This window comes from Gemmatimonadaceae bacterium (assembly GCA_019752115.1).
GTDB lineage: Bacteria > Gemmatimonadota > Gemmatimonadetes > Gemmatimonadales > Gemmatimonadaceae > Gemmatimonas.
Genome location: JAIEMN010000044.1, coordinates 1 through 20,098 on the forward strand (window position 1 = coordinate 1; position 20,098 = coordinate 20,098).

Genomic DNA, 20,098 nt, shown 5'->3' on the forward strand with positions numbered 1-20,098 from the left:
AGTACGAAGCGCAACAGCCGATGGCCGCGTAGTATCGATCCGACACGCGTCCACTTTTTCGGGGCAACTCCAGGGCGTATACGTACGGCGCATACGTGACGCGCATACGTCCTGCGGGAACCGCGGTTCGTGTGCGCCCCACGTATACGCCGTTCAGTTAAACCGCTCCACACTCGCCAACCCCCACGCCCGCGCCATCCCCGTTCCCTCGGCGGACCGCAGCAGCTGCCCGGGCTCGAGGTGCGGATAGATGTCGGCGTAGCTCTTGATGTCGGTGGGGCTCGTGCGGCGCATGATGAACCAGGGCTTGAGGTCCTTGGGCGACTGCAGGCCGGCGGCGCCCAGGACGTCGAAGAAGCTGTGGACGGTTTCGCGCTGATAGCGGGCGACGCGCTGGCTCTTGTCGCCGACGTGCAGGCCGTTCACGAGCCCCGGATGTTGCGTGGCCACGCCGGTGGGGCAGTGGTTGCTGTTGCAGCGGAGCGCCTGGATGCAGCCGATGGCGAACATCATCGCGCGGGCCGCGTTGCACATGTCGGCGCCCAGGGCGACCTTCGTGGCCATCGTGAAGCCGGTGGTGACCTTGCCGCTGGCGATGAGCTTGATGCGATCGCGCAGGTCGGTGGCTATCAGCGCGTTGTGCACGAAGCTCAAGCCTTCGTTGAGGGGCGTGCCGACGCTGTCGCTGAACTCGAGCGGCGCGGCGCCGGTGCCGCCTTCGCCACCGTCCACGGTGATGAAGTCGGGGGTGATGCCGGTCTGCAGCATCGCCTTCACAACGCCCAGGAATTCGTGGCGCTTGCCGACGCAGAGCTTGAAGCCCACCGGCTTGCCGCCGCTCGCGTCGCGCAGGCGCTTGAGGAAGTGCACCATCTCGAGCGGCGTGCGGAACGCCGTGTGTGCGGGCGGCGAGATCACGTCCTTCCCAGGCTCGACACCGCGGATCTCGATGATCTCCGGCGTGAGCTTGGAGGCCGGCAGAATGCCGCCATGCCCAGGCTTGGCGCCCTGCGACAGCTTGACCTCGATCATCTTCACATTCGGCAGCGTGGCGCGTTTGGCAAACTCGGTCTCGCTGAAATTGCCGTGCCGGTCGCGCGCACTGAAATAGCCGGTGCCGATCTGCCAGATGATGTCGCCACCGGGCTCGAGGTGATAGGGACTGAGCCCGCCCTCCCCGGTGTTGTGCGCAAAGCCGCCGATCTTGGCGCCGGTGTTGAGCGCGAGGACGGCGTTCTTGGAGAGCGAGCCGTACGACATGCCGGAGACATTGAGCATGCTCGCCGAGTACGGCAGCGTGCAGTCGGGGCCACCCACCAGCACGCGCTGCTGTGATTCATCGGGGTGCACCGGGGCCAGTGAGTGATTGATCCACTCGTAGCCGGTCGCATAGACATCGCGCTGCGTGCCGAACGGGAGCGTGTCGAGCTCGCCCTTGGCGCGCTGGTAGATCACCGATCGATCGTTGCGGCTGAACGGCTTGCCGTCGCTGTTCGACTCGATGAAGTACTGGTTGATCTCGGGGCGGATCCGTTCGAGGATGTACCGCATGTGCCCGATGACCGGGAAGTTGCGGCGCACCGCGTGCCGCACCTGCAGCATGTCGGCCACGCCCAATCCGAATAGCGGCACCAACACCAATAACATCCACATGACCGGCGGCCACACGGTCGCGAGCCCCGCCACCAGCGCGAACGCCGTGGCGAAGGAAGCCAGGAAGAGAGTGCGCATGGTCCCGCAAACATCCGGGCGGGACCAGCCGAGCGGAAGGGCTACAGCGCCCCGGTCCCGATGGCGCGGGTGATGTCGGTCTGCGACAGCACACCCACCAGCTCATCGCCGCGCACCACGAACAGGCGGTGCACGCCGTGGTCGAGCATGTAGCGGACGGCTTCCCGTACATCCGCATCGGGGGTGGTGACGAGCGGCGGCGTCGACATCAACTCCTCGACCAACGTGTTCTCGAACAGCTGGGTGCGGGCACGACGATCGTCATGCTCCGCCTCGGCCTCGAGAATGTCGGTCGTGGAAATGACGCCCAGCACGCGCCCGTCGCGCCCGATGACCGGCATCCCCGAGATATGGGCGTCGGCCAGGGATTGCACGGCTTCGGCCACGGTGGCGTGGGCGGCGATGGTGCGCACGTGCGGGCGCATGAGTTCAGAGACACGCATATCTGAGTGTAGCCCGTCGCGCGGGGGATAGCGAGGCGGTGCGCCAGCGGTGAAGTTGGCGCCATGATTTCGCATCTCGCCCTGTTCTTTGGCGGGCTCGCCGCCGCCGTGACGCCGCCGGCCGCCCCGTCGGCGGGCCCGAAGGCCCCGCTCGAGTCGATCTGGTATATCCGCAACGACTCGCTGGCGATCGATGACTTCGCCGCCCACGCGTCGCAGATCGATATCATCGCCCCGCAGGTGTACAGCATCGACAGTACCGGCGTGATTCGCGGCGGCATGGCGCCGCGCCTGGTGCAGATCGCCCGCGCGCGCGGCGTGAAGCTGATGCCGCTCGTCATGAACCCGGGCTTTGATCTCGCCACGCTGCATCGCATCAGTGCGAATGCCACGGCGCGCACCGCGTCGGCCCATAGCCTGGCGCAGCTGTGCCGCGACACACAGGTGTGGGGCATTCAGCTCGACTTTGAGAATCTGCACGTGAGCGATCGCGACGCGTTCACCGCCCTCGTGCGCGAAGCGGCCGACAGCGTGCACGCGGCGCGCTGTACGCTCAGTGCGGCCGTTGTGCCCTACACCGGGCAGGCGCCCGGGCCGTTGCCGTATCACCAGTGGATGCACGACTACTGGCGCGCGGCGTACGACTACAAGGCGCTCGCCGAGTCGCTCGACTTCCTGAGCTACATGACGTACGCGCAGCACACCGGCGGATCGACGCCGGGGCCGGTCGCGGGCTATCCGTGGATGCTGGCGGGGCTCGAGTACGTGCTGGCGCAGGGCGTGCCGGCGGCCAAGCTGTCGCTGGGGCTCGCGGGATACTCCGACTACTGGTACCCGGGGTACACGCCGCGCACGGGCGACGCGCGACCGCGGGGGGAGGACATCGCGTATCCGCGGCTCATGGAGATTCTCTCGGCCGCGGGCGTGCGACCGACGTGGGATGGGCGACAGAAGGCGTGGTACGCGATGTGGGAGCGGGACGGGGTCTTCGAGCACGCGTGGATCGAGGATGCGCGGGCGTTTTCGGAGAAACTGCGGTTGGTGCGGCGGTTTGGGTTGCGGGGGTATTCGGTGTGGTTGCTGGGGTTGGAGGATCCGGCGACTTGGCGGTGGGGACTGCGGTAGGGGCGGAAGCCTGAGCTGCGGAAGCTGGACGGCGGGAGCTGGACGGCGGGAGCTGGACGGCGGGAAGACGTACGGCGGGAAGACGTACGGCGGGGGTAAGTGATTGTCGGGCATTGCCCTACAGTGTTTTCTGAAACTACGGATGGCGGGGGATGGTTGAGCTTGTGAAACTTTTCACAAGCTTGGGGCGTATCTCAGGTGAGACCCATTTCCCGGAGTTCCGATGCCTGGCACCGAACCGAACAACCGGCCGCTCCCTCGGCCCCCCCGACTCACCGTCACCGGGAGCTTCACGGCTGATCCGCGTCCGCATGTCGTGATCATCGGTGGCGGGTTTGGCGGCCTCTCGGTCGCCCGCGAGCTCGCGGACGCACCGGTGCGCATCACGCTCCTCGATCGCACCAATCACCACCTCTTCCAGCCGCTGCTCTATCAGGTGGCCACGGCCGTGCTCCATCCGGCCGATATCGCCGTCCCGATCCGCTGGGTCTTGCGCCATCAGCCGAACGTCACCGTGGTGATGGCCGAGGTGGATGGCATCGACGCGCTCAACCAGACCGTCTCGCTGGATGGCGGGACGACCACGCTGACCTACGACTACCTCGTCGTGGCGGCGGGCGCGCGGCATGGCTACTTCGGCCATGACGAGTGGGAGCAGCATGCACCGGGGCTCAAGAGCCTCGAAGATGCGCTCGAGATGCGCCGGCGCTTTCTGCTCAGCTTTGAAGCCGCCGAACGGGCGAGTGCGGCGGGTGAGCGCGATGCGCTGCTGACGTTCGTGATCGTGGGTGCGGGCCCCACGGGGGTGGAGCTCGCGGGGATGGTACCGGAAGTGACGCGCTCGATTCAGGGGGAGTTCCGGCGCATCGATCCGGCGAAGGCGCGCGTGCTGCTCCTTGAGGGCGGGCCGCGCGTCTTGCCCACGTTTCCGGAGGAGCTGTCGGCCAAGGCGCAGCGCGCGCTCGAGCAGCTGGGCGTCACCGTCATGACGAACACGGTCGTGACCGATGTCGACGACGGTGGTGTGGTCGCGAACGGTGAACGCATTCCGGCGCACACGGTGTTCTGGGGCGCGGGCAATCAGGCGTCGCCGCTGGTGCGCATGCTCGGCGGGCCGGTCGATCGCGCCGGACGCGCCATCGTGGAGCCGGACTTGAGTGTGAAGGGGCAGCCGAACGTGTTCGTAATCGGCGATGCGGCCGCCACCTTCACCGACGACGGCAAGCCCGTGCCGGCGGTGGCACCGGCCGCGAATCAAATGGGGCACCTGGTCGGCAAGAACCTCGTGCGTGAACTCGCCGGCAAGCCACGCCAGACGTTCCGCTATTTCAACAAGGGCGACCTCGCCACGATCGGCAAGCATCGGGCGGTGGCGGTGCTCGCTGGCCGGAAGCTGAGTGGCACCTTTGCGTGGCTCACCTGGCTCTTCGTGCACATCCTGTATCTCGCCGGTGCCAAGAACCGGTTGTCGGTGTTCGTGACGTGGATCTGGGCGTATGTCACGCATCAGCGTGGCGTGCGGCTCATCACCGGCGACACGGTGCATCGCCTGCTCAAGCGGTCACGCGAGGCGGAGCGGCGGCGCGCGGCGTAACCCGGGTGTCGTGATGTACTGCGAGGGGGATGCACAGCGGGAGCGCGCGGGGGCGTGCTCCCGCTGTAGCTTTGGGCCCATGGCGAACGCGCGCGTGGCGATCATCGGGGCCGGGCCGGCGGGGCTCGTGGCCGCACGCTGGATGCAGCAGGTGGGCTTCGTGCCCGTCCTCTTCGAACGGGCGAGCGACGTTGGGGGGCAGTGGCGCGCCGGTGACGCGGACAGCTCGGTGTGGCGCGGGATGCACACCAACACGTCGCGCCTTACCACGGCGTTCAGCGACCGGCCGCATGCGCCCGAGCTGCCGATCTATCCGCGGGCGGAGGCGATCGGCGACTACCTCCGCGACTATGCGGCGCACTTTGGGCTCGCGCGTGAGGCACGCTTCGGCGCCACCGTGACCGAGGTGGAGCCGCACGGTGCGGCGTGGCGGGTGCGGTGGCACGAGGCGGATGGAGCCGCGCGCGAGGAGTCGTTCGCTCGGGTGGTGATCGCCAGCGGCCGCCATCGCACACCGGTGCTCCCAACGGAGCCAGCGCTCGACGCGTTTCGGGGGGGCGGTGGTGTGGTGCACGCGGCGGCGTATCGCGGGGCGGCGGCGTTTGCAGGGCAGCGCGTGCTGGTGGGCGGCCACAGCGTGAGTGCCGTAGAGATCGCCAGTGATCTTGCCGCGCACGGCGTGGACGTGGTGGTGTCTTCGCGTCGCCATCGGTTCGTGATGCAACGCCTCCCCGGCGGTGTGCCGATGGAGCATCGTATCTACACGCGCGGCGCGGGGCTCGCGTGGGAGTCGCTGCCCCCCGCGCACGTCGGTGCCTGGCTCAAGGCGCTGATCGTGCGCACGAGTGGTCATCCGACGCAGTACGGTGCGCTGCTGCACAGCGAGGATGTCCTCACGGCCGGCTTCACGCATTCGCCGCACTATCTCACGCTCGTTGCCGAAGGCCGCATTCGCACGCGGCCGTGGATGACCGAGGTGGCCGCGGATCGGGTGCACTACGCCGACGGCTCGCACGATGCGGTCGATACGCTGCTGCTCGCCACGGGCTATGCCCTCGATCTGCCGTTCCTCGGCCCCACTGCGCGCGCGGCGCTCGCCCCCGACCGGCACGACGCCACCTGGGACGCGTTCACCTGGCATCCGGCGTTGCCCGGGCTCGCGTGCATTGGGCTCTACGAACACGGTGGTCCGTTCTTCCCCACGCTCGAGCAACAGGCGCGCCTGATCGCTTACACGTGGAGCGGGCAGGCGCCCATGCCCAGCGCCGCGGCGCAGGCGGAACGCATCGTGGCCGCGCAGGCCACCCGTGGTACGCACACGGTGCAGCGCATGCACGTGCTCTCACGCCGCTTCGCGCGCCTGGCCGGTGTGGAGCCGCATCTGGCCGACGACCCGGCACTCGCGCGCGCGCTCTGCTACGGCCCCCTCGCACCGGCCCAGTTCCGCCTGACGGGCCCGGACGCCCTGCCGGATGCCTCGGCGCGCGTGGCGCACGACGCGGCGGCCTTCGGGGTCGTGACGTCGCCCGACTTCACGCACGAGGAGCGCGAGGAGCTGCGCCTGATCGCGGCGGCGCGCGGCGATGCGCGGCTGGCGTCACTGGTGGGCTAGTTCGCGGAACGGCTCGCACAGGGTACACAGAGGGCACAGTGAACCACGATCAGACTTCTCTGTGCCCTCTGTGTGCCCTGTGCGAGCTACTCAAACCGCGCTCAATCCGGCGGTAGCGCTCGAAAGGTGAGCCAGGCCCGATACGCCGTCTGCGGCGGCATCGGCCCCGGCGTGGCAGGGTAGGGCAGCAGCGAGTCGAAGGTGGCGCGCAGCGAGCCGGTGGTGACGGTGTTGTTCGCGCCGAGTGAGACGGGCGTGGGCACCGTGGGTCCCAGCCCCATCTGTACGCCGAGCGTGATCGTGGCGGTGCCGCTGCTGACGCACTGCACGCTCGCCGGGCAGCGCGAATCATTGTCGACGGAGAGCAACGACACGCGGAGCGCGCCGCCCGGGTACGGCTCGTAGCTCGAGCCCACCAGGAACGGCACGGAGCGACCGAGCTGGCTGGCTTCGTTCGTCCCGGTGCTGGTGGTGCAGGCGGTCCCCAGCAGCGAGATGGCGACGACGCCGACGGCGTGGCACCATCGGCACCGGAGTATGATCGAGGCGGGTGCGCGCATATCCATGAGAACCACACCACGGCCGCGTCGCGTCACGAAGCACCAAATTGATGTCTTCTTCGTGCCCTTCCGGCCCTTCGTGCCCCTTCGCGGCAGTGAATGCGAACGCCGATGGCAGCCTAGGGAATCGTGCGCCCATACGCACCGCCCGCCGCGAGGCGCGCCATGGTGCGATAGACCTCGGCGGTGATCGCCTCGATCACATCCGACCCGCGCTCGTCGTTGGCCAGATACGTCGTCATCACCGCAATCGCGAACGGATGCCCGGGCACTTCCACCACGGCCGCTTCGGCGCGCACGCCGTCGAGCGAGCCGGTCTTGAGCGCGACGCGCACGGTGGCGGGGACAGCGCTGCGCATGCGCCCCGGTACCGCGTAGAGCATGCGCCGAGCGGCATTGCGACTGGCGGGGGTGAGCCCATCGCCGTTCCACAGCCTGTACGCGAGCACGGCCAGATCATGCGGCGACGCAACGTTTTCGTCACCGCGACGCACGGCGGCCGCGTCGATCATCTTGCGCCGCAACCGCACGTCGGGCACGCCAAGCGTCGCGATGCGCGCGTTCACCCGCTCCATCCCCACCGCGTCGATGAGCAGGTTGGTCGCGGTGTTGTCGCTCACGATCATCATGAGCGTGGCGATATCGCGGAGCGGCATCTGCGGCGCGGTGAGATGCAGCAGCACCCCTGAGCCGCCGACCACGGCGCTCTTGGGGATCGCGCGCGGCGTGTCGATATCGAGCGTGCCGGCGTCGGCCTGCCGGAACATTTCATCGAGAATCGCGAGCTTGATGGTGGACGCCGTGGGAAACACGGCGCGCTCGAGCCGCGCGATCGGCATGCCGCCGGTGGCGGGGTCGTAAACCGCGTAGCCCACCACCCCATCGGCGTGAGAGGCGATGGAATCGAGCCGCGTACGCAGCTGCGCGAGGAGCGCCTGCTGGATCGCGTTGGGCGGCGCGGCTGGCGTCGCCGCCGGCGTTGCCGATGGCGGCGTGGTTTGCGCGCGCGCGACCGACGGGGTGGCGGCGAGGACCGTCGCGCCGGCGAGGGCGACGAGGGCAACGAGCGAGGTGAGCGGGGAGAGGCGCATGGGCAGAATGTACGCCCGGCACCACCCCCGTCATCCCCCGCGGAGAATCATCAGGCGCATGGCGGCCAGCAGCGGAATGGTCGCGATGACGCCCCAGGTGATCCATCGCCGCGAAAGGCGCCGGTAGTGCGCGGGCAGCTCGGTCAGATCAGCGGGGAAGGCCCGGATGGCGCGCGTCTGGGCCGCCTGCGTCGGGACGAGGATGCCGAGCCAGATGGCCCCCGAGATGGCGAAGCCCAGCTGGCTCATCGAGAGCCAGCGCGCGCCGAGGACCGGAATGCCGGCGGTGAGTGCCATGCCATAGCCGCCGCCGGCGAGCAGCAGGACGCCGCCGAGGGTGAGGAACCAGTCGGTGATGGTGACCAGGCGCTGCGCGAACGCCACCACGACGGGATTCCCGGTGCGGTCGGCAAAGACCTTCCAGACCGACGTGACCGTCACGTTGCCGAGGAGCAGCACCAGGCCGAGAAGGTGGAGCAGCTTGTAGTCGGGATAGCTCATACCCGCGGGCTGGCGGGGGGCTGACTCGCGGACCACTCGCCCACGTGCGAGAATAGCGGCGTGTCCCAACCTCTGGAGGATTGCGTGCGCTCTCGTCGTGAGTTCATGGGGTGGTCTCTGGCCGGTGCGGCCTCGTCACTGGCGCCGTCGTGGTTGCGGGCGACGCCGAGCCGCACGCTGGCCGTGCCGCCGGATCTGGTGGTGTACAATGCGAAGATCTACACCATGGAGAGCGCGGCGCCGCGGGCGCAGGCGTTTGCGGTGCATCAATCGCGGTTCGTGGCGATTGGGACGAGCGCCGAGATGCGCGCCCTCGCCGGTCCCAAGACGCGCCTCTATGACGCGAAGGGGATGACGATTGTTCCCGGCTTCATCGATACGCACAACCACGCCGGCGGCACGACGCTCCTGTACGAAGTGCTGGTGGGGAACCCGTTCGAGGTGGAGTTCGTCACCATCCAGAGCATCATCGACAAGCTCAAGGCGCGGGCCCGCGAAACGCCCCCGGGCACCTGGGTGCGCGGTTACTTCCACGACGATACCAAGCTCAAGGACAAGCGGCAGCTCACCCGCGCCGATCTCGATCAGGTGAGCACCGAGCACCCGGTGGTGGTGCAGCATCGCGGCGGTCACACGGCCTTCTACAACACGAACGCGTTCGAGATGGCGAAGGTCACCGCGAACACGCCGGCGCCGCCGGGCGGGACCTTCGACAAGAACGCGAGCGGCGAGCTCTCCGGGCGCGTCACCGATCGAGCCATGGGGATGCTCAATGCCGTCGGCGGGCGGCCGCAGTTCAGCGCCGCCGAGCAGGAGCGGCGCGAGCGCGATGGCATCGCGCACATCTCCAAGCAGTTCGTGCGCTACGGCCTGACCACGGTGCACCACGAAGGTGGCGATCTCGCCGCCATTCAGGATGTGCGGGCGCGCGGCGAGCTGCGGCATCGCGTGAGCTACGAGGCGCAGGAGCGGATGCTCGACAGCATGATCGCGAGTGGCATCCGCAGCGGCTTTGGCGACGAGTGGATTCGCTTTGGCGCCACCTCCGAGCACACCGTCGATGGCTCCTTCTCCGAGCGCACGATGGCGCTGAGCCAGCCGTATCCCGGTACGACCTACACCGGCAACGTGACCGAGACGCAGGCGACGCTCGACGCCTGGGTCGAAAAGGTGCACCGGGCCGGCATTCAGGTGAACTGCCACGCCAACGGCGACGTGGCGATCGACATGTATCTCACCGCGTTTGAGCGGGCCCAGCAGAAGTTTCCGCGCACGGATGGGCGCCCCAAGATCACGCACGGCACCCTGGTGACGGACGCACTGCTTGCGCGCATCAAAAAGCTGGATGCGATTCCGGCGATGTTCACGACCTACGCGTACTACAACACCGACAAGTTCCCCTTCTACGGCGAAGCGCTCATGAAGCGGAGCATGGCGTTCCGTTCCATGCTCGATCTGGGCATTCACGCCGCCGCCGGCTCGGATTTCAGCCCGGGTCCGTTTGCGGCCCTGATGGGCATTCAGGGGATGGTGACGCGGACCGGCTGGGACGGCACGACGTGGGGCGCGAATCAGAAGATCAGCGTGAGCGAGGCGATCAAGGTGAACACGCTGCACGGCGCGTATGCGTCCCACGAGGAGCACGACAAGGGCTCCATCGCCATCGGCAAGCTCGCCGACTATGTCGTGCTGGCCGACGATCCCCACACGGTGGCACCCGAGAAGATCAAGGACATCACGATCGTGCAGACCGTGGTGGGTGGGACGGCCATGTACAGCGCGTAGGGGGGACGGGGCCGGGGGGCGTCAGGGATTACTCCCTTGCCCATGCGTGTTCGTCTGGCCATGCTCCGAGGGTGAGCCTCCAGGACCTGTACCTCTCGTACGAACCGATTCTCAAGCCGGTGCTGCGCATCGGGCCGGTGTTCGGCGGTGCCGCGCTGCTGGCGTGGCGCGTGCGGGAAACCCGGGTGCCGGTCACCGAGAAGACCATCCTGATCCCGCCGTTCGCGATGAGCACCGGCTTCGGGATGTTCTTCGCGCCCATGGCCCGCGTGCCGTGGTGGTGGGCGGTGTCGGCGTTTCTGACCGGCCTGCTAGTCCTCGCGTGGCCGCTCGTCCGCTCGTCCAGGCTCGAGCGGCGCGACGGCGTGGTGTACATGCAGCGCTCGCGGGCCTTTCTCGCCATCCTGCTCGGACTGCTTGCGCTGCGCCTCCTGTTGCACGAAGAGATCGGGCATCTCATCTCGCCGCTGCAAACGGCGGCGATCTTCTATCTGCTGGCATTCGGCATGATTGTGCACTGGCGCGCGCGGATGTTCCGCGACTACCGCCGGCTCGTGCAGCAGGCATGAGCGAAGGGAGCGATCAGGGCGGCGAGCTCGCTGGCTTTGCCCGACGCTTTGCCGAGTGCATCGCCGGGCCGCGCCCGGTGCTGGAAACGGCACGATTGCGGCTCCGCCCGTACCGCGTGGCCGATGCGCCGGAGTTGCAGCGCCTCGCCGGCGACCGCCGGATCGCGGCGACCACTGCTACCATTCCGCACCCCTATCCCGACGGCGCCGCCGAAGCGTTCATCGGCCTGCACGAGGCCCAGTGGCAGCAGGGGACGCACCTCACCCTGGCCATCGCGCACCGCGACAGCGACGCGCTGGTAGGGGGCGTCGGGCTCGTCTTCGAACGGGACCACGCCCGTGCCGAACTCGGCTACTGGATTGCCGTTCCGGCCTGGGGGCAGGGATTCGCCACCGAGGCGTCGGCCGCGCTCTGCGGGTACGGGTTCGGCGTGCTCGGGCTCCATCGGATCGAAGCCCGCCATCTCGCCGGCAATACCGCCTCGGGGGCGGTGATGGCCAAACTGGGGATGCAGCCCGAGGGACGGCTGCGCGGCCACGTCGTGAAATGGAGCGAACGTCATGATCTGGTGATCTGCGCCGTCCTCGCCACGGAGTGGAAGGCGCCGCCGCGGTAGCGACCCCGGCCGGATGGCGGGCGCAGGTACCCGCTGGTACAATCCGCGAGCATGCCGATGCCTGCCAATACTTCGGAGCGGTCTGAGGAGCGGTTGGGGTCGGCGGAGCGCGCTGGCCGCCGCTCGCGTGGATTGCGCGCACGTCTGCGCCTCGTGGCGCTCTTCGTGGCCGTCGCGTTTCTGGCGCTCGCGTTTGTCCGCGCGAGCGAACGCCAGACCGCGGAGCGGGCCCGCATCATCGCCCTCTCGCGCGACAATGCCGTGGCCGCGCGGCAGGCGCTCGATGCCACCATTCGCGAAGCGCGCACCCTGTTGCAGGTCCTCGCCTTTGGCGTCGCGCGCCTGACGAATGAAACCCGCGATCCCGCGTTTCGCGCCCTGGCATCGCAAACCTCGTTGTCGTACGCGGCGCTCTTTGCCGTGAACGAGCAAGGCGAGCTCATGGCGGTGGCGCATGACTCCTCCGCGGCCGTCTTCTCCCCTGAGTGCCTCGCCCGGGCAACCACCACCCGTCGGTTCACCGTCTGCCCGCCCCACAAGCGCGATCGCACCGCGCCCGGGCCGTGGCTGATCACCTTTCTACAGCCCACGCGGGGCGACGGGAACGGCGTGCGCCTCGCCGGCGCGAGCATCCCGATCGACTCGCTCGAGTCCGTGCGTCTGACCCAGCGGCTGCCGGAAGGGTCGGTGCTTACCGTGTTCGATTCGATCGGCACGGTCGTGCTCCGCACCCGTGATGGCGACGGCTGGATGGGTCGCCAGTATCCGGCGTGGGTGGGCAACGATGGGACCGTCCCCGCACCAGGGTCGGACACGGTCATTCGCAGTCAGATCGATCTTTCGGAGCGGCTGTACGGACGAACGAACTCGGTCGAGACCGGGTGGTTTGTCTTCGTCGGGATCCCGCTCGATGAAGCCTACGCCTCGTCGCGCCGACTCTTCATGCTGGACGTGCTGGTCGGGCTCGGCGTCAGTGTGGCGATGCTGCTGCTGGCGTACTGGATGTCGGCGCGCATCGTGGCGCCCATCGAATCCCTGACGCGCGATGCCGAGGCCATTTCGCGCGGCGACATGACACGTCGCTCGCAGGTGGTCAGCGATGATGAGGTCGGCACGCTCGCACGCACCTTCAACCAGATGGCCGATGCCATCGTGGAGCGTACGAACGCGCTGGCGACGTCGCAGGAGCAGCTGCGCCAGGTCCAGAAGCTGGAAGCGCTGGGCGGCTTTGCCGGCGGTATCGCGCATGAGTTCAACAACTACCTGTCGTCGATCATCGGGCATGCCGAGCTGGCGCTGGGGCAGGCGCGCGGCGACGGGGCGGTGGGCGCTGAGCTTGGGGGGCATTCTGACGTCGGCCACGCGCGCGGCGAATCTCGTTCGCCAGGTGCTGGTGTTCAGTCGCCGTCAGGTGGTGAGCGCGCGTGTCATCGAGGTCGCACCGGCCATTCAGGAATCGGCGCGTTTGCTGGAACGATTGCTCGGCGAGCGCATCACGTTGCGCGTCGATGTCGCCGAGGACGTCGGGCCGGTGTTGATCGATCCCGGCCAGCTCGAGCAGGTGCTGATGAATCTCGCCGCCAACGCGCGCGACGCGATGCCGCAGGGCGGTACGGTGTCGATCGCGGTCGATCGGGCACCCGACGCGGAGCGTGTCCGGCTCGGTCTCCCCACGGCTACGTACGTGCGCTTCAGCATCAGCGATACGGGCCCGGGGGTGCCGCCCGAAGCGCGCCCCCGTCTGTTCGAACCGTTCTTTACCACCAAGACGCGCGATCACGGGACCGGCCTCGGCTTGTCGATCAGCTATGGCATTTTGCAGTCGGCGGGCGGCGCGATCGAGCTGGATCCGACGGTCGCGCGCGGGGCGACCTTCCGCTTCTATCTGCCGGAGCAATTGCCCAGCGCGGTGCCGGCGTCCTCGGTGGAGTCGCCGGAGATGCCGCGTGGCGGAACGGAGCGGCTGCTCTTGGTAGAGGATGATCCGAGTGTGGCCGAAGTGGCGCGTCGGCTGCTCACGCGCGCTGGCTACACGGTGCGCGTGCTGCGCGATGCCGAGTCGGCGCTGATGGCGCTCGAGGGCGAGTCCTTTGACCTGCTGCTGTCGGATGTGGTCATGCCGGGGATGTCGGGGGCGGCCCTCGCGCAGGAAGCGCGCCGCCGACATCCCGCGCTGCGCGTGCTGCTCATGAGCGGCTATCCGGATGACGACCTCGTGGCGCACGAAATCGCGCGGCAGGAGGTGTCGTTCCTGGCGAAGCCCTTCTCGCAGGCGTCGTTGCTGTCGACGGTGCGGACGCTGCTCGACGATCCCTGAGGCGCCCCTTCAGTTCAGCAGGGGAATGGGCGACTGCCCGGATCGCCGCATCGCTTCGCGCCCCTGCGCATCCCGGATCTGACGCAGCCCGCTCTGGATCATGCCGAGCACGAGCGACCACGCGGCCACGCCGAGCGCGAGATACTTGCCGTACACCCCAAGGATCGGCAGCGCGAAGGGTGAGTTCCAGAGCATGTGCATCACCATGCAGATCGCGAGCACGCGCAGAAAGCGGGCGTCGAAGAACATGTCACGGGTGAAGGGGCGATCGTCACGGACGCGCCACAGCGCCGCGCCGGCCAGACCCGTCCAGAGCACGTGGCCGCCGAAAAACGTCAGAATGCCGCGCTGGAAAATGACTTCGCGCATGGCGGTGATCCCGCCATCCGGGCTGAGCGCTGCCCGCAACGCGTATCCGGCCGACTCGAAGATCGCGAAGCCCGCGCCGACGGTCGCGCCCAGCAGCAACCCATTCAACGTCCAGCGGAAGCGTGGCTTGCGCACGACCAGCAGGAGCGTGAGCACTTTGCCGGTCTCTTCCACCAGGCCGGCGCTGGCCGCCCCCAGCCAATCGGAGAGGGACGCGGTAAAGTCGAAGAGAAAGAGCGAGACCACGATCGAGACCAGCCCGCCGGTGAGCAGCAGTCGGGTGATCTGGTAGAGCGACACATTGCGTGGCGCGTTGACCTCGAAAAAGAAGATCACGAGCGAAAGGGGCATCGCCAGCGAGCCGATCATGATCAGCCCCGGGATGAGGTTCACGTTCTCGAAGGTGTTCCAGGCAAAGGTGAACCCCCAGTAGAGCGCGAGCGACAGCACGGCCACGCGCACGAACACCCAGGGGCGTGGCCAACTGGTGTCGATCTCACCCAGTTGCGGCGTGGTGAAGGTGGTGCCGACGGTGAAGTACTCCTCCACTTCCTCGTCGGCGTGCTGTTTGGTGACGTTCGCGAACATCTCTCCGGCGCGCCATTCCGCGGGTTTCTCGATACCGGCGGCATTGGAGAGATGGTCTCCCATACGATGCACGAAGTCGAAGACCGAGGTCGCGCCGACGGTGGCGTGCACCTCCCAGGTCGAGCGACCCAGACGCATCTGCTGCCACGCGCCGAGTTCGGCAAAGGGCGTGGCGTGTCCGTCCACGTAGGGCGAGGCGGTGCCGAGCGCACCGACCTGTACGCGATCGCCCACGAGGCGGACACTGGCGACCGGCCCAACGAGTTCGGGATCGTCGGTGAGCAGATTGCAGTCTGGCGTACTGCCCATCTGCGCCACGTCGTTTGTGATGCGCAGGCGCTTGCCACGATCGGGGCCGGCAATGCAGACCAGAAAGAAGGATCCGCCGGAGGCGGCGGTCGCTGGGGTGGCCATACGCTGCTCGCTGGAGGGGTCAGCGAAAATATGGCGCGCGCTTCATGTGCGGGTTGTCCACCATCCGGAATGCTTTGGCGCTATCCGCGCTCCGGCAGCGGTGACGGCCAGGCGAGCCGCACGCCGGCCTGCGTCAGCTCCTGCTGATACGCCTCCCGCCAGGCGGTCCGCCGGTGCACCACGTGCGGGTCGCGACGATGCGTGGTGCAATGCGCGAGCAGATGGCCGACCGCTTCGCCGATGTTCCACTCGATCGGGTGCAGGCGATAGCACCCGTTGGTGAGATGCGTCGTGCCGATGTTCTTGCACGCCGGCAGCAGGTTGCGCAGGCGCACCGGGAGCAGCGCGCCAAGCGGAATCTGAAACGGGAGCGTGTCGCCGTAGCCCCCGGTGTCGCCCCGCGTGGTGCGATGCAGGTCCATCGCATAGTGGCCGATCCCCACGCTATCGCCGAATGGCGTGGCGGTGACGCGCTCCGCGCTCGCGCCCGTGGCCTCCATGCGCAGCGGGCGCAGGACGTCCTGTTCGCGAATGGTGGTGATCGCGCGAATGCGCCGGCTCTCGCGGACGTAAGGGGCCATCGCCAGCCCATCGGCGGTGCCCACGATGTCGGGGCGCAAACGCAGCCCGCGCCACCCGGTGCCACCGTCGGGGCGCAGGGCCTCCGTCTGCAGCCAGTAGAGCAGCGCGCGACTCAGCGCTTTGCCGGCCTGCAGGTGCTGCGCGGCGTCGTGCGCCGGGACGCCGCACAGCGGACCCTCGGCGTAGTCATTCTGCCACCAGTTCACGAGCGTCACATCACTCGCAAGCGTGTCAGGGGCAAAGAGTGTGCGGTCCAGAATGCGCCGGTACGACCAGTAGCCGGTACGCTGCTCGGGGTCAAAGCCGATCTTCGCATTCGCCGGTTCGTCGAAGCTCAGCTGCCGATAGGCCGTGCCATTCACCGCGATGGTATGATCGCGCCAGCGTGCGTAGTCGTCGGGGCGCGTGATCGTATGATCTTCGCCCGCGCGATACTCCATGGCGAACACCACCGTGAACGATTGCTGATTGTCGGGCTGCGCGACCTCCGCGGCGTGCGGTTCGCCGGTGTCGCGTCGCGCCTCCGCGCCCATCACGTGCTCGGCGTTCGTGAGCGGCAGCAGATCACCGAGCTCGGTGGCGTCCACGAACCAGGGCGCGCGCAGCACGGTGTCGCGCGCGGCGCCGGCGGTGCGAACCGTCACGGCGCGTACCTGATCACGCTCGACGTCTGCTGCAATCGGCGTGGTCTCCAACAGGATCGTCAGCCGCCCCGATGCCAGCGCCGGCGCGAGCATGGTGCGCAGCGTGTCGTGCCACACGACCGGTTCGGCACAGAGGCGCGAGACCCAGCCGTTGCCAGGGTTGAGACGCGGATTGTCACGCGCCGGGGCGCGCAGCGCGGGCATGGCACGGTAGTGCGCGCGGACCCGGGTGCGCAGCTCACGGTAGGTCGCAGTGCCGCCGATCGTTTCGATCCACGCGTTCTCATCAGGCGGGACCGCTTGCGCCGTGAGCTGGCCGCCGATCCACGCGGTGGGTTCGGTGAGTGTCACGCGAAGCCCGCGGGCCGTGGCCGCGAGCGCAGCCGCGCAGCCACCCAATCCGCCGCCGATGATCACGACATCGGCGCGCCGCTCGTCGGCCACCGGGAATGCGGCACGCCCGAGCCACGGGAGCGCGGCGCCGGTGGCGAGAAACGTGCGGCGATTCACGGGCGCGGACGCACGCCTGGGCGCGCAGCTAGCGACGTCGCCAGAACACGATGGCGCCGCAGCCGTTCGCCACCACGCGGAACTGCGCCGGCACCTGCGTGGGGCCATAGACCTCGACGCCGATCAGATCCCCGGGCTGCATCACGCCATCGAGGTCGGCGGCCGTGGGCTCCATGAGCTGCAGGCCGTTCACCCACACGGTGGGCAGGCACTTCTCGGAAAAGCCGCCGCGCATGGTGATCCGGAGCTGGTTGTCGCTGCCGACGTTCTGCACCGCACCACCGTTGAACTGGCTCACGGTGTCCGTGGGCAACAGCACTTCGAGATAGGTGCCCGGCACGGACTTGAACAGCTCCGACACCTGCGTGGCGCCGCGCCGTGCAATGTCTTCGGGACCCAGGAAGCGCCCCGGTAGGGTCCGGCGGCGTTGACTGAATTCGGCCACGATGTTCGGCCCGAGATTCGCCACGACCTTCATGGTGTCGAGCACCGCCTTGAGCGTCTCGAGTCGCGAGTCCACGCGCGGCGTGGCCTCGCTCACCGTCAGCAGGCGCTTGTCGGGATAGAAGCCCACCGCGCGCACTTCGAGCAGCCGCGTGCCGGTGGGCGCGCCCGTGATGGCCCACTCCCCGCGTTCATTCGTCCGGGCGTTCGGGCCATCAATGAGCGCCACCTGCGCGCCCACCACGGGCGCGCCGTCACGCGTCGTCACCGCACCGGCAATGCGCCCCTTGGCCGCGGCGGTGCCGGACCCGATGACGAGATCCTGCCGCACGAAGCCGGTGGCGCTCACGTTCACTTCAATTGCGCCGGTGCTGTCGGCATTCTTTGAGGCGCGCAGTACGACCGTACCCGGACTGGGCATCGAGCAGAGCGCATAGAAGCCACTCGCAAACGACGTCGAGACGCGTCGCGGCCGCGTGGCCGTGACCCCCGTGCGACCGAGCGCGTACTCAAGCCATTCGCCGGCCACGCTGGCGCTGTCTACGGCGCGGTTCCGCTGCACATCGCGCACAAAGCCCATGATGAGCGCCCCGGGGACGGCGCCGCAGATCGAGCGCCGCAACCGCGCCGGCGAGGGCACCGCGAGATCGACGCGCACTTCCTCGGTGTCGCGCACCAGCGCGGCGCGCGCCGGCGCTTCGATGCCCAGCGAATCGAGCAGGGGATGCTGAAAGCCCAGCATGTAGCGCCCGGCCGGCACATTGCGTACGACGTACTCGCCGAAGGCATCGGCGGTGGCCGTCGCCACGAACGTGGAGCCGCCGTCGCCCACGATCTGCACGAGCGCGCCGGGGAGCATGCGCCCGGAGAGGCTGTCGATCACCAGGCCGCGGAGTCGGCCGCTGCGGGCGGGCGTGGTCGCTGCCTGCGCGGCGGCGGCGGCCGGCACGCCAAGGAGCGGCGTGCCAACGGCCACGAAGCCGAGGAGCAGGAGTTGGCGGGCCGCGGCGAGACCACGCCGACGCAGAAAAGGGGAGAGCGGACGCATCGCCAGAAAGCTATGGTCCGCACTCCCCCCGCGGCACGGGCCCGGCCCGAACCGTTCGACCCTCGGTTATCGCCGCAGCCTGGCCGGTGTGATGGTCAGGCCGATCCCAGCGCGGGTGCCACCCAGATCGAGGCGGTCGAAGCCGGCGAAGTCCACGGACATGGGGGCGGAACCGAACTGGCGACGCACATCGCCGGCCAGCGCGACGCCCCGCCAGAGCGGGAGTTCGGCCTGCAGGGCCAGATAGCCAAAGGTGCCACGCCCACCCGAGACCAGATCATCGGCAAAGGTGAGCTGACGTGCGCGATCGACGAACTCGCCCCACTGATGCAGGCGATACGACGCCCGCCCACCGCCGGCCGTGACCCCCAGCCGCACCGGGGCGGCGCCGCGCCAGGGTAGGGCCAGCGGCATCCAGGTCACCCCCGCATACTGCATCGACCGCAGCCCGAGGGTGGTGTACTGACGGATGGGATTCGCGGTACCCGCGGGCGCGTTCCGCGCTTCGGTGCTGATGGTGCGCCCGCCCGACTCGGCGCCGCCGATCAGCGCCAGGTTGCCACGCACGCGCCAGCGCAGCTCACCGCCGGCCACGCCGACGTACAACGAGCTGGGGCCGGGTGTGAACTCGCGCGAAAAGAGCGACCACGCCTCTCCACCGCCGGCCGGGACGAACACACTCTGGCGCACGGTGACCGACAGACGGTCCCATCCGGCCGGCGCGGTTTGCGCGCGCGCCGAGGAGGCTTCGAGGAGCACGGCACCCGCGGCGCAGGCGAGTGCGATCCACTGGGTGCGGGTCATGGCGAGGTCCCCTTCTCGCGCATCACGAGCTGCACGGTAATGCACGTCTGCGCGCTCTTGGTCCGCTGCGCGTACACCATGCACGAGGTGTGCGGGCGTCGCGGCTGCACGGTGAACGTGGCCGTGCCACTCAACGTGCCGGCCTGCACGACCACCCGGGCGCTCCCCTCGGCGACGGAACGCGACTTACCCGCCGCATCAACCGACACGATGGCCGGATTGCTCGACGCAAACACCACGGGCGGAACATTGGCGAGCAGCGGATTCCCGCGCGCATCGGCAATGGTGGTCTGAATGGGGCGAACGGCCCCGAGCGAGGTGAACGCGGTATCCACCGCGGTCAGCAATCGCGCGGGCTGCTGCGAGACCGTGACGACCACGCTGTCGGCCAGCGCGTTGATGTAGTAGCCATCGGGACGCACGCCGGTGCCGGCGCGCGGCACTTCAGCGACGATCGTGGCGCGCCCGTTCGCCGTGGCGCGCAGTGTGCCGTCGGCGAGGACGGTGAGGACGCCGGCCGGTGTGGCGTGCCAGCGGACGGCGGCGCCATTCACGACCTGGCCACCCGCATCGAGGACGCGCAGGGCCACGCGAGCGGTGTCGCCCAGGCTGGTGAGCGTGCTGGCGCCACTCACGGTGAGGGCCACCGATGCCGGTGCATGGCGATCGGCGCCGGTGACGTCACCACCGGCGCAGGCGGCCAGCAGCAGAGGCGAGACCAGCAGCAGAGCACGAGAAGTCATGCGAATG

General features: G+C 68.7%; 17 protein-coding genes and 1 pseudogene. 8 read left to right on the forward strand and 10 right to left on the reverse strand.

Going from position 1 to position 20,098, the window contains the following annotated elements:
* Positions 1–153 precede the first annotated feature (153 nt).
* A complete protein-coding gene (locus K2R93_17850) occupies positions 154–1,731 on the reverse strand; it encodes an FMN-binding glutamate synthase family protein (protein MBY0491708.1) in 1,578 nt (525 codons plus the stop codon).
* Positions 1,732–1,772: 41 nt separating this feature from the next.
* Entirely contained in the window at positions 1,773–2,174 is a 402-nt protein-coding gene (locus tag K2R93_17855) for a CBS domain-containing protein (GenBank protein ID MBY0491709.1), read from the reverse strand.
* A gap of 63 nt (positions 2,175–2,237) precedes the next feature.
* On the opposite strand from K2R93_17855, the gene K2R93_17860 reads away from it, so the two are divergent.
* The 3 genes from K2R93_17860 to K2R93_17870 all read left to right on the forward strand — a co-directional run bounded on the left by K2R93_17860 (position 2,238) and on the right by K2R93_17870 (position 6,505).
* Positions 2,238–3,299, forward strand: a complete 1,062-nt coding sequence (locus K2R93_17860) for a hypothetical protein (protein ID MBY0491710.1) — start codon at positions 2,238–2,240, stop codon at positions 3,297–3,299.
* Between the two features lie 223 nt (positions 3,300–3,522).
* The gene (locus K2R93_17865; GenBank protein ID MBY0491711.1) at positions 3,523–4,893 is read left to right on the forward strand and encodes an NAD(P)/FAD-dependent oxidoreductase; all 1,371 of its coding nucleotides are present in this window, start codon (positions 3,523–3,525) and stop codon (positions 4,891–4,893) included.
* A 79-nt stretch (positions 4,894–4,972) separates the two neighbouring features.
* Positions 4,973–6,505 carry an NAD(P)-binding domain-containing protein gene (locus tag K2R93_17870; protein MBY0491712.1) on the forward strand — a complete coding sequence of 511 codons (1,533 nt, stop codon included), beginning with the start codon at positions 4,973–4,975 and terminating at the stop codon, positions 6,503–6,505.
* A gap of 101 nt (positions 6,506–6,606) precedes the next feature.
* On the opposite strand, the gene K2R93_17875 is transcribed toward K2R93_17870, so the two are convergent.
* From K2R93_17875 to K2R93_17885, 3 genes are all read right to left on the reverse strand, one after another.
* Positions 6,607–7,065 carry a hypothetical protein gene (locus K2R93_17875; protein ID MBY0491713.1) on the reverse strand — a complete coding sequence of 153 codons (459 nt, stop codon included), beginning with the start codon at positions 7,063–7,065 and terminating at the stop codon, positions 6,607–6,609.
* Between the two features lie 119 nt (positions 7,066–7,184).
* The gene (locus tag K2R93_17880) at positions 7,185–8,156 is read right to left on the reverse strand and encodes a class A beta-lactamase-related serine hydrolase (protein MBY0491714.1); all 972 of its coding nucleotides are present in this window, start codon (positions 8,154–8,156) and stop codon (positions 7,185–7,187) included.
* 30 nt (positions 8,157–8,186) lie between these two features.
* Positions 8,187–8,657, reverse strand: coding sequence for a DUF2269 domain-containing protein (locus tag K2R93_17885; GenBank protein ID MBY0491715.1), 471 nt, complete (start codon positions 8,655–8,657; stop codon positions 8,187–8,189).
* 84 nt (positions 8,658–8,741) lie between these two features.
* On the opposite strand from K2R93_17885, the gene K2R93_17890 reads away from it, so the two are divergent.
* From K2R93_17890 to K2R93_17910, 5 genes and pseudogenes are all read left to right on the forward strand, one after another.
* Positions 8,742–10,442 (forward strand): amidohydrolase, encoded by a 1,701-nt coding sequence (locus K2R93_17890; GenBank protein MBY0491716.1) that lies wholly within the window; start codon positions 8,742–8,744, stop codon positions 10,440–10,442.
* A gap of 71 nt (positions 10,443–10,513) precedes the next feature.
* Complete coding sequence (locus tag K2R93_17895) at positions 10,514–11,011, forward strand: cytochrome c biogenesis protein CcdC (protein MBY0491717.1); 498 nt, start codon at positions 10,514–10,516, stop codon at positions 11,009–11,011.
* Positions 11,008–11,628: a GNAT family N-acetyltransferase gene (locus tag K2R93_17900; GenBank protein ID MBY0491718.1), complete on the forward strand. Its 621-nt coding sequence runs from the start codon at positions 11,008–11,010 to the stop codon at positions 11,626–11,628. The genes K2R93_17895 and K2R93_17900 overlap by 4 nt, the downstream gene beginning before the upstream one ends.
* Positions 11,629–11,679: 51 nt before the next feature.
* Positions 11,680–12,783, forward strand: a pseudogene (locus K2R93_17905) (HAMP domain-containing protein).
* A 127-nt stretch (positions 12,784–12,910) separates the two neighbouring features.
* Positions 12,911–13,945 carry a response regulator gene (locus tag K2R93_17910; GenBank protein ID MBY0491719.1) on the forward strand — a complete coding sequence of 345 codons (1,035 nt, stop codon included), beginning with the start codon at positions 12,911–12,913 and terminating at the stop codon, positions 13,943–13,945.
* 9 nt (positions 13,946–13,954) lie between these two features.
* On the opposite strand, the gene K2R93_17915 is transcribed toward K2R93_17910, so the two are convergent.
* The 5 genes from K2R93_17915 to K2R93_17935 all read right to left on the reverse strand — a co-directional run bounded on the left by K2R93_17915 (position 13,955) and on the right by K2R93_17935 (position 20,091).
* Positions 13,955–15,316, reverse strand: a complete 1,362-nt coding sequence (locus K2R93_17915; GenBank protein MBY0491720.1) for a PrsW family intramembrane metalloprotease — start codon at positions 15,314–15,316, stop codon at positions 13,955–13,957.
* Positions 15,317–15,396: 80 nt separating this feature from the next.
* Positions 15,397–17,052 carry an FAD-dependent oxidoreductase gene (locus tag K2R93_17920; protein MBY0491721.1) on the reverse strand — a complete coding sequence of 552 codons (1,656 nt, stop codon included), beginning with the start codon at positions 17,050–17,052 and terminating at the stop codon, positions 15,397–15,399.
* Between the two features lie 28 nt (positions 17,053–17,080).
* The gene (locus tag K2R93_17925; GenBank protein ID MBY0491722.1) at positions 17,081–18,544 is read right to left on the reverse strand and encodes a carboxypeptidase-like regulatory domain-containing protein; all 1,464 of its coding nucleotides are present in this window, start codon (positions 18,542–18,544) and stop codon (positions 17,081–17,083) included.
* 66 nt (positions 18,545–18,610) lie between these two features.
* Entirely contained in the window at positions 18,611–19,348 is a 738-nt protein-coding gene (locus K2R93_17930) for a hypothetical protein (protein ID MBY0491723.1), read from the reverse strand.
* Positions 19,345–20,091: a hypothetical protein gene (locus tag K2R93_17935; protein ID MBY0491724.1), complete on the reverse strand. Its 747-nt coding sequence runs from the start codon at positions 20,089–20,091 to the stop codon at positions 19,345–19,347. The genes K2R93_17930 and K2R93_17935 overlap by 4 nt, the downstream gene beginning before the upstream one ends.
* Positions 20,092–20,098 lie beyond the last annotated feature (7 nt).

What these genes read in the sequence shown, in the direction of transcription:
- K2R93_17925 (MBY0491722.1), bottom strand. Translation starts at nt 18,544, where the DNA reads ATGCGTCCGCTCTCCCCTTTTCTGCGTCGGCGTGGTCTCGCCGCGGCC.
- K2R93_17875 (MBY0491713.1), bottom strand. Translation starts at nt 7,065, where the DNA reads ATGCGCGCACCCGCCTCGATCATACTCCGGTGCCGATGGTGCCACGCC.
- K2R93_17870 (MBY0491712.1), top strand. Translation starts at nt 4,973, where the DNA reads ATGGCGAACGCGCGCGTGGCGATCATCGGGGCCGGGCCGGCGGGGCTC.
- K2R93_17935 (MBY0491724.1), bottom strand. Translation starts at nt 20,091, where the DNA reads ATGACTTCTCGTGCTCTGCTGCTGGTCTCGCCTCTGCTGCTGGCCGCC.
- K2R93_17865 (MBY0491711.1), top strand. Translation starts at nt 3,523, where the DNA reads ATGCCTGGCACCGAACCGAACAACCGGCCGCTCCCTCGGCCCCCCCGA.
- K2R93_17850 (MBY0491708.1), bottom strand. Translation starts at nt 1,731, where the DNA reads ATGCGCACTCTCTTCCTGGCTTCCTTCGCCACGGCGTTCGCGCTGGTG.
- K2R93_17930 (MBY0491723.1), bottom strand. Translation starts at nt 19,348, where the DNA reads ATGACCCGCACCCAGTGGATCGCACTCGCCTGCGCCGCGGGTGCCGTG.
- K2R93_17880 (MBY0491714.1), bottom strand. Translation starts at nt 8,156, where the DNA reads ATGCGCCTCTCCCCGCTCACCTCGCTCGTTGCCCTCGTCGCCCTCGCC.
- K2R93_17900 (MBY0491718.1), top strand. Translation starts at nt 11,008, where the DNA reads ATGAGCGAAGGGAGCGATCAGGGCGGCGAGCTCGCTGGCTTTGCCCGA.
- K2R93_17885 (MBY0491715.1), bottom strand. Translation starts at nt 8,657, where the DNA reads ATGAGCTATCCCGACTACAAGCTGCTCCACCTTCTCGGCCTGGTGCTG.
- K2R93_17860 (MBY0491710.1), top strand. Translation starts at nt 2,238, where the DNA reads ATGATTTCGCATCTCGCCCTGTTCTTTGGCGGGCTCGCCGCCGCCGTG.
- K2R93_17910 (MBY0491719.1), top strand. Translation starts at nt 12,911, where the DNA reads ATGCCGAGCTGGCGCTGGGGCAGGCGCGCGGCGACGGGGCGGTGGGCG.
- K2R93_17915 (MBY0491720.1), bottom strand. Translation starts at nt 15,316, where the DNA reads ATGGCCACCCCAGCGACCGCCGCCTCCGGCGGATCCTTCTTTCTGGTC.
- K2R93_17855 (MBY0491709.1), bottom strand. Translation starts at nt 2,174, where the DNA reads ATGCGTGTCTCTGAACTCATGCGCCCGCACGTGCGCACCATCGCCGCC.